The sequence below is a fragment of the Vibrio sp. M260118 genome, from assembly GCF_036533755.1.
Lineage (GTDB): Bacteria > Pseudomonadota > Gammaproteobacteria > Enterobacterales > Vibrionaceae > Vibrio.
In genome coordinates this window covers 1-4124 of record NZ_JATABG010000319.1, presented here as the reverse complement: position 1 = coordinate 4124, position 4124 = coordinate 1, and the positions used below count along the sequence as shown (strand labels likewise).

4 protein-coding genes are annotated in these 4124 nt (G+C 45.2%); 2 read left to right on the top strand and 2 right to left on the bottom strand.

The window, feature by feature from the left end:
• Positions 1-369 precede the first annotated feature (369 nt).
• Entirely contained in the window at positions 370-1488 is a 1119-nt protein-coding gene (gene malK / locus QTO00_RS15805; protein WP_331425648.1) for a maltose/maltodextrin ABC transporter ATP-binding protein MalK, read from the top strand.
• Positions 1489-1569: 81 nt separating this feature from the next.
• On the opposite strand, the gene QTO00_RS15800 is transcribed toward malK, so the two are convergent.
• Positions 1570-2385, bottom strand: coding sequence for a phosphate ABC transporter substrate-binding protein (locus tag QTO00_RS15800; protein WP_331425647.1), 816 nt, complete (start codon positions 2383-2385; stop codon positions 1570-1572).
• 159 nt (positions 2386-2544) lie between these two features.
• On the opposite strand from QTO00_RS15800, the gene QTO00_RS15795 reads away from it, so the two are divergent.
• Positions 2545-2898, top strand: coding sequence for a DUF3024 domain-containing protein (locus tag QTO00_RS15795; protein WP_331425646.1), 354 nt, complete (start codon positions 2545-2547; stop codon positions 2896-2898).
• A 52-nt stretch (positions 2899-2950) separates the two neighbouring features.
• Here the strand turns inward: QTO00_RS15795 and QTO00_RS15790 are convergent.
• Positions 2951-4124, bottom strand: a 1174-nt coding sequence (locus QTO00_RS15790) for an exoribonuclease II (protein ID WP_331425645.1), incomplete at its 5' end; no start/stop codon positions are given.

Genomic DNA, 4124 nt, shown 5'->3' with positions numbered 1-4124 from the left:
CTTAGGAGGATGTCGTTGGTTGACGAAATACGCAAACTACAGTCATCCAAGAGTGGATGGTAAGAACCCTTTCCAGTAACACGATTTAGGTGACTGGTTACAATGCCGCTAGGGTTTGCAATTGAGTGGAACAAGTCACGTTGGTATTCAGTTAACTGATTATATCGGGGGAGGAACTTGTTTCACACGGGGGAAAGCAAACCTGAATTTGGCTTGGTGGGTGATGTGAGAGACTCCATCACCCTTATTTTCTTACTCTTTTGATAGATAAATCCATTTCATTACCAAATTCCTACTATTATTGTCTGCTACATACTCCATATAATGATGGACAATAAAAACACAAAAAATTGATCGAGGACGAGCTAGATGGCGAGTGTCACGTTAAAAAATGTATGTAAAGCTTATGGCGACGTACTAATTTCAAAAAATGTTGATTTAAATATCCAAGAAGGCGAGTTCGTTGTCTTCGTTGGCCCATCAGGTTGTGGTAAGTCAACATTATTACGTTGTATTGCAGGTCTAGAAGACATCACTTCTGGTGACCTCTACATTGGTGATGAGCGTATGAATGACGTGGAACCATCAAAACGTGGAGTTGGTATGGTATTCCAGTCTTACGCTCTATACCCACACCTAAACCTTTACGACAACATGTCTTTTGGCCTTAAACTGGCTAAAGCCGACAAAGCAGAAATCGACAAACGTGTTGAGCACGCTTCTGAAATTCTTCAGCTAAGCCACCTTCTAGAGCGTCAACCTAAAGCACTATCAGGCGGTCAACGTCAGCGTGTTGCTATCGGCCGTACTCTCGTTTCTCAACCGAACGTATTCCTACTCGACGAGCCTCTATCTAACCTAGATGCTGCACTTCGTGTTCAAATGCGCTCTGAAATCACTAAGCTACAGCGCAAACTTGGCTGTACTATGATCTACGTAACGCACGACCAAGTTGAAGCAATGACAATGGCAGACAAAATTGTTGTTCTTGATGCTGGTTTCGTATCACAAGTTGGTCGTCCACTAGAGCTATACCACTACCCAGAAAACCGCTTTGTAGCAGGCTTCATCGGTTCACCAAAGATGAACTTCATGAGCGTTTTCATTGAAGATGTAGAAAAAGATCGCGTAATGGTTCAACTGGCTAGCGGCACAACATTCTGGATCCCTGTAGATGGTACAACGGTTACTCGCGGTGAGCGCATGTCTCTGGGTGTTCGTCCAGAGCACTTGCTACCTGCTAATGAAGGTGATGCGACTATCGAAGGCGAAGTAAACATCGTTGAGAAGCTAGGTAACGAAACTCAAGCTTACCTACATATCGACGCAGCAGACGCAGATATGATCTACCGTCAGCCAGACACTCTAGATGTTGAGCCTGGTGACAAGCTATCAGTAGGTATCCCTGCGCATCGTTGTCACCTATTCCACAGCGATGGTAAAGCGTGTCGTCGTCTATACAAAGAAGCAGGCGTAGAGTTCGAATAATCGACACTGCTACCGCTGATAAACAAAAAGGAGACCAATGCGGTCTCCTTTTTAGTTTATTGCTTAAAACTAATTTAGCAACTATTTGATTGGCGTGTAGCCATACTCTTTAATAAGCTGTTTCGCTTGGTCACTACCTAGGTAGTCAACAAAAGACTTTGAATCCATGCCGACTTTCTCGGTTTGGTACAACACCAAGAAAGGACGTGACAACTCATACTCTCCTGAAGCAATCGCCTTATTGGTTGCTTCTACGCCCTCAAACTGAATCGCTTTAATCGAGCTATCTACCGAGCCTCTTGAAATAAAGCCAATCGCTTGTTTGTTGTGGTTAACAATGGTTTTCACCATGCTGTTGCTGTTTACCACCAAGTTATCCGGGTTAATATCAGAGACTAGTCGCTCGTTTACGACTCGAGTCAGCCCCATCAAGCTCTCAAAGCTGTAACGCGAGCCAGAAGAGGCTTCGCGCGTCACGACCGCAATTTTCTGATCTGGTCCACCTAACTGTTTCCAGTTGGTAATTATGCCTTTATATACGTCAAACAGCTGTTGGCGAGTGACATTCTGGATTGGGTTAGATTTGTTCACGACCACCGCTAGGCCATCAAATGCGATAGGTTTTACAGTCAATGTCTCATCCTGCTCACGCTCGGTAAGGTAACGAGAACTCATTCCTATATCCGCTACGCCCTTTTTAACCAAAGTAATCCCAGCGGTTGAGCCAATACCTTGCACTGCGATATAGCTTTCCGGATGAGCGCTATTATAGCCCTCAGCAAGTACATCCATAACACGAGCAACCGACGTAGACCCCGTGACACTCACCTCTTTTGCCTGCGCAATTCCAGACGACAGAGTAGTAGCTAACAACGCTGTCAGCGCAATACGAACCATAATTAACTCCCAAACGATATAAATAATGGGTAACCCCAACCTTCTAAGAGATCTATGTTATTGCGATTAGATTACGTTTTTGTGAAAGCCAATACATACAAGTAAAGTTGTTGTACATACTATGCTTAAAGTCACTCATATTGTTAGACTGGGAACATCATGGCACTAGTGAGTTTACTTCAGCGTCAAATCGAGAGCCGTGCGGAGCTTATCTGTAAGCATCGCAATCAAAGTATGCCTGCGGAGCTAGGGAAAGCGGGGTTTGAGGCGTTAAATAACGGCGTGATTTTTATTAATCAGCATTTTTTACTCGATTCAAGCCACTGCAATTACATGAACCCGATCGCTAAAGTTTCCTGGAACAGCAAGAGCAACCAATGGCAGCTGTTTGTGCCGCTTGATGATGGCAGCGAAGAGTGGGTGCCCTACCCTTATTTGGCCCAGAGCGGCGATCTTACCGCGATTATGCGTGAGATAGATAAAGACCCTAAAGAAGTATTCTGGCAAAGCTAAATGAAACAAGGCGCTGTAATAAGCGCCTTGTTCTATTCTCTAGTGCTTGTTGCTACTCAGCCGATGTATCTACATCTTCGGTTGATTTAACATCGGCGAACACTTGAGTAGGTTTCGCCACTAAGCTGCGACTCTCTTGATTCACATCAGACAGAACCACTTCCAGCACATCACCTAAGCGGTATACCACCTCGTTGTCGATAGAGACTGTGCCGTTTTCGCCATTACACTCTAAACGCTCTTTATTTGCGAGGATAAGTTTACCTGGAACAAACGCTGCCGCACCGTTTTCAACTAAACGAATACGCATACCTGCGCGGTTAATATCAAAGATTTCACCGTTAAACTTAGTCTCTTTAGCTGGCTCTTCAGCAAGCGTGCGTGCGTATAACCAATCACCCACATTGCGCTCAGCAATCTTATGGTGCTTACGATGGATAGCCAACTCTTCACCTACACTGTCGTCGGCAGTTTGTACTGGCTCTTTACCTAAGATATGCGCTTTAAGCATACGGTGGTTAATCATATCGCCATATTTACGAATTGGTGACGTCCAGGTCGCGTATAAATCTAGACCCATCGCGTAGTGAGGAAGTGGCTGGTTGCCTATCTCGCTATAAGCTTGTGATTTGCGGATACGATTGTCTAAGTACGAAGTATCTTGGCTCGCTAACCAACGACGAAGTGCTGCGAAACCTTCTAGAGTAGCTATAGACTCAGCCGTAAACGGCAGGTCGCCCTCTGGGTTAACCAGAGCAATGACATCTTCAATCTTCTCTACTTTAAAGCCGGCGTGAGTATTGAAAACACCCGCATTGAAGCTCGTCTGCAACGTTTTACCCGCACAAATGTTAGCGGTAATCATCGCTTCTTCAACGAGACGGTTAGCGCTGCGGCGCATGTCTGCGTGAATAGCAACAACATCGTTATCTTCACTCAACTCAAAACGGTAATCCGGACGGTCTGGGAAAACCACAGCATTAGCTTCACGCCACTCAGCACGCGCTAAGGAGAATTCGAACAAGTCACGCACAATCGTTGCTATCTCTTCACTTGGCTGCCACTTGTCGCTAGTACCATTTTCTAACCAATCAGACACATGGTCATAAGCTAAGCGTGCGTAGGATTTGATGTTTGCCGCAAAGAACTTGATGTCATCACCAATAACGCCATCTTTCGCGACCGTCACGCTACAACAAAGTGCTGGGCGTACCTCACCTTCAATC

Excerpts from the sequence above, each read along its gene's own strand:
- QTO00_RS15795 (WP_331425646.1), top strand. The coding sequence starts at position 2,545 with ATGGCACTAGTGAGTTTACTTCAGCGTCAAATCGAGAGCCGTGCGGAG.
- malK (WP_331425648.1), top strand. The coding sequence starts at position 370 with ATGGCGAGTGTCACGTTAAAAAATGTATGTAAAGCTTATGGCGACGTA.
- QTO00_RS15800 (WP_331425647.1), bottom strand. The coding sequence starts at position 2,385 with ATGGTTCGTATTGCGCTGACAGCGTTGTTAGCTACTACTCTGTCGTCT.